The sequence below is a fragment of the Cryobacterium sp. 10I1 genome, from assembly GCF_035019805.1.
Classification (GTDB): domain Bacteria; phylum Actinomycetota; class Actinomycetes; order Actinomycetales; family Microbacteriaceae; genus Cryobacterium; species Cryobacterium glucosi.
Genome location: NZ_JASJVF010000282.1, coordinates 1 through 3,925, shown reverse-complemented (window position 1 = coordinate 3,925; position 3,925 = coordinate 1). Strand labels below are relative to the sequence as shown.

Below are 3,925 nucleotides of genomic sequence, written 5' to 3'. Positions count from 1 at the left end.
GGGGGGGGGGGCGCGGGCGCGCGGCCCCCCCCCCCCACCACCGTGGGTCCGGGTTATTTGACCGTGTACCCCTGTGAGGTCGCGTACTCCGTGACGGCCTTCTGGTACGTCGCGAGGGCATCCGCCGGCGTGGCGGCACCGCTCGAGACCGAGTTGACGGCCTCGGTGAGCTTGTCGTACGCGAGGTTCTGGAACGGGCTGACCTGGAAGCCGCTGTAGTCGTTCGCGGCGGCGAGGAAGACGTCCTTGTTGATCTGCTGGCCGCCGAAGAAGTCGTAGGCGCGATCGGTGAAGTACGAGGAGGTCAGGATCGGCTTCCAGAGCGGGAAGAGTGCGGCCTTTTCAATGCCGAGCTTCCAGGCCTCTTCGGTTCCGAAGATGTCCTTCGCGACGGTCGCGGCGGCATCCTTGTCCTTGGCCTGGCTCGTCACCGAGAAGGCCGATCCGCCGATGTTGACCTGCTTGGGCGTTTCGCCTGCCCACTGCGGGATCGGGGCAGCCTGCCAGACGGCACCGCTCTCGGCGCCGGTGAACCCGGCGAGGTAGCCGGGCAGCCAGGCCGCCGCGATCGTCGAAGCGTATGTGCCGTCGACGAGGTGCGTGTTGTAGTCGGTCGTCGACGCGTCCTCTGTGCCGACGAGGCCCTTGGAGACCAGGTCCTGCCAGTAGGTGAGGACCTTGAGGCTCGCGGCGTCGTTCAGGTCGACCGTGACGTTCGTTCCGTCGACGGTATAGGGAATCGAGCCCGCCTGCGCGAAGAGCGCCTGCTGGTATGCCCGGCCATTGCCGGCGAAGTCGGTGATCATCGAGGTCGATCCGGCATCCTTGAGGGCCTGCGCGGCGGCCGCGTATTCTTCCCAGGTCGTCGGAACCGCGATGCCGTACTTGTCGAAGATGTCCTTGCGATAGAGCATGCCGACCGGTCCGCCGTCGACGGGGATGGCGTAGACGCCTGCCCCGCTGGACTCGTCGGCCCAGGCGCCCTCGGAGTAGTTCTGCTTGATGTCGGCCGTGTAACTCGTCAGGTCGGCGAGGGCGTCCCGCGGGATGTAGCTCTGCACGACCTCGGTCTCGAGCATGATGACATCGGGAGCACCCGAGCCGGCCTCGATGGCCGTCGAGAACTTGGTGTACTCGTCATTGCCCGCACCGACGTTGGTCCAGCAGACCTGCACCTTGTCATGCGTGTTGTTGAACAGGTCGACGACCGATTCGAATTCGGGATACCACGCCCAGACGTTGACCACGGTTGCGGCCGAGTTGACGATCTTGTTTTGACAGCTTGCTTCGGCCGCCCCGGTTGAGCAGCCGCTGAGCGTTGCGGCGAGCATGATGGCGACGCCCCCCGTTGCCAGAATCTTTTTCACTTGTGTTGGTCCATTCCCGGTGTGCAGACACCCTTGTCTCGGTATTGGCGACGGGATCCGCTGAGCCGATCGCATCGTTTACATCGTTGTAAGTAAACGATGTAACTAGATTCTGTCGAGGCGGACATCGATTTGTCAAGCGGTCTGACCCAGATCGTCACAGGCTGCCGTGATCAGGCCGGATCCCGCCCACCGCCTGCCATACAACGTTGTACTATGCGAGGAGACGAACGCTGCTGCGAACGTCGCCCGAATCGGAAGGGGCTCCATGGCGGCAACACTGCACGATGTGGCACAAATCGCCGGAGTCTCGATCAAGACCGTCTCCAACGTGATCAACGATCACCCCCACATCCGCCCCGCCACCAAACAGCGGGTGCTCGAGGCCATCGCCGAGCTCGACTACCACCCCAATCTCTCGGCACGCAGCCTGCGTTCCGGACGGACGGGCATGATCGGCCTCGCCCTCCCCGAGTTGTCCCTGAGCTACTTCGCCGAGCTCGCGGATGCCGTGATCCGCTCGGCGGAGCGCCATGGCGTCACCGTCCTGATCGAACAGACCGGGGGAGACCGGGACCGGGAGATCGGCCTGCTCTCGAGCCCCCGGCGCCAGCTCACCGACGGCCTGATCTTCAGCCCTCTCGGCATGGGCAACGACGACGCGGACTTCCTGCGGGTCGGCTACCCGCTCGTGCTGCTCGGGGAGCGGATCTTCAACGGGCCGACCGACCACGTCACGATGCGCAACGTCGATGCCGCGAGGGCGGCGACCGAACACCTGATCCGGCGGGGACGGCGCCGGATCGCGGTGGTCGGTGCGCACGAGGGCGAAGTGATCGGCTCGGCCGGCCTGCGCCTGCGCGGGTACCGGGAGGCCCTCGAGGCCGCCGGAATTCCCTTCGACCCCGCCCTGATCGGGTTCACGACCCTGTGGCACCGCTCGAACGGCGCCACAGCGACGCGGGAGCTGCTCGCCTCCGGCGTGGAGTTCGACGCCGTGTTCGGACTCAACGACACCCTGGCCCTCGGCGCCATGCGCGTGCTCCAGCAGGCTGGGCTGCGCATCCCGGAGGACGTGGCGCTGATGGGCTTCGACGATCTCGACGAGACCCGGTACAGCCTTCCGACGCTCTCGACGGTCGATCCCGGGAGGGCAGAGATCGCCGAGACCGCCGTGCGGGTGCTGCTCGAACGGATCAATGCCACCGCCCCGGAGGCGCCGAGAGAGTTCCTGGCCGACTTCCGGGTGATCGAGCGTGAGTCCTCGGAATCGCGCGAACCGGTGACCGTGCCCGGGGCATCCGAAGAGCGAGGACAGGAATCATGACGAGCGAGACCACGACGGCGGGACCCAACCCTGCGCCGAGCGGCGAGCAGTACGAGATCGCGGGACACGGCTACCGCGCGGTCGTGACCGAGATCGGCGCGTGCCTGCGCCTGCTGCAGTACGAGGGGCGCGACCTGGTCGTGAGCTTTGACCGGGACGAGGCCATGGTCGGCTTCCGGGGCGCTCTCGCGGCACCCTGGCCCAACCGGATCGCGGACGGTCGCTACCCGGTAGACGGAGTGGCCGTGCACGTGCCGGTCAACGAGCCGTCGCGGGACTGCGCGCTGCACGGGCTCGTGTTCGACCGGGCCTGGCGGCTGCTCGCGCAGGCTCCCGGCGAGGTCGTGCTCGGACTCAGGCTGCCCGCCGGTCCCGGCTATCCCTTCCAGCTCGACTTCACGGCCCGGTACGCGCTCGCCGCGGATGGACTGACGACCACGATCGAAGTGTGCAACTCCGGAGCGGGCACGGCGCCGTATGGCGTGTGCCCGCATCCGTACCTGCGCGCGGGGGATTCCCCGCTGGACAGCTGGACGCTCAAGCTTCCGGCCGACCGGTTCCTCGAGGTCACACCGGACCGGCTGCTGCCGGTCGGAGTCGTCGACGTCGCGGCCGGCGACGGTGCCTTCGACTTCCGGGAGCCCCGGGTGCTGGGTGCGACGGAGATCGATCACGCGTTCACGGGCATCATCCAGGACTCCGGCGGGCGCGCGACACTCGAACTGCGGGAGGCCGACGGACGCGGTGTGGCCATGAGCTTCGGGCCGGAATGCCCGTGGCTGCAAGTGCACACCGCGGACCTGCCGCTCCCAGGGGTCACCCGGCTCGGCCTCGCGGTGGAGCCGATGACGTGCCCTCCTGACGCGTTCAACTCCGGCATCGACCTCGTTCGTCTGGCGCCAGGAGACACCCACGAGGCGAGCTGGCGGATCAGCGCGCTCTGACCCGGCAGGCGGGGTGGGTCGGAGCAGGTGGGTCAGACGCGGTGGGCGGCGTACTGCGAGCGGATCACGGGGCGGAAGTCGATCGCCGGCTCCGCCGCGAGCGAGATGCGCCACTCCGGTCGCGCTCCCGTCAGCGCCCACGCCGCCTGCACGGCTGCGCCGTCGGCGACATACTCGCCAGGGGCCGGAACGACGACGGGGTTGTCGAAGAGCTGCGCCGCGATGCCGCGGACGGCCGGGTTCTGCGCCGCGCCGCCGATCAGGAGCACCCGGGAGACGACGACACC

General features: G+C 68.0%; 4 protein-coding genes. 2 read left to right on the top strand and 2 right to left on the bottom strand.

The window, feature by feature from the left end:
• Window positions 1-53: 53 nt before the first annotated feature.
• Window positions 54-1,367 (bottom strand): ABC transporter substrate-binding protein, encoded by a 1,314-nt coding sequence (locus tag QN345_RS16515; RefSeq protein WP_166787286.1) that lies wholly within the window; start codon window positions 1,365-1,367, stop codon window positions 54-56.
• Window positions 1,368-1,635: 268 nt separating this feature from the next.
• Here QN345_RS16515 and QN345_RS16510 point away from each other — a divergent pair, with 268 nt between their 5' ends.
• Both QN345_RS16510 and QN345_RS16505 read left to right on the top strand, forming a co-directional pair.
• The gene (locus QN345_RS16510) at window positions 1,636-2,694 is read left to right on the top strand and encodes a LacI family DNA-binding transcriptional regulator (RefSeq protein WP_134446825.1); all 1,059 of its coding nucleotides are present in this window, start codon (window positions 1,636-1,638) and stop codon (window positions 2,692-2,694) included.
• Window positions 2,691-3,638, top strand: a complete 948-nt coding sequence (locus QN345_RS16505) for an aldose 1-epimerase family protein (RefSeq protein ID WP_322188502.1) — start codon at window positions 2,691-2,693, stop codon at window positions 3,636-3,638. The genes QN345_RS16510 and QN345_RS16505 overlap by 4 nt, the downstream gene beginning before the upstream one ends.
• A gap of 32 nt (window positions 3,639-3,670) precedes the next feature.
• Here QN345_RS16505 and QN345_RS16500 read toward each other — a convergent pair.
• The coding region (locus QN345_RS16500) for an FGGY-family carbohydrate kinase (RefSeq protein WP_323508899.1) at window positions 3,671-3,925 on the bottom strand (255 nt) is incomplete at its 5' end.

What these genes read in the sequence shown, in the direction of transcription:
- QN345_RS16510 (WP_134446825.1), top strand. Translation starts at nt 1,636, where the DNA reads ATGGCGGCAACACTGCACGATGTGGCACAAATCGCCGGAGTCTCGATC.
- QN345_RS16505 (WP_322188502.1), top strand. Translation starts at nt 2,691, where the DNA reads ATGACGAGCGAGACCACGACGGCGGGACCCAACCCTGCGCCGAGCGGC.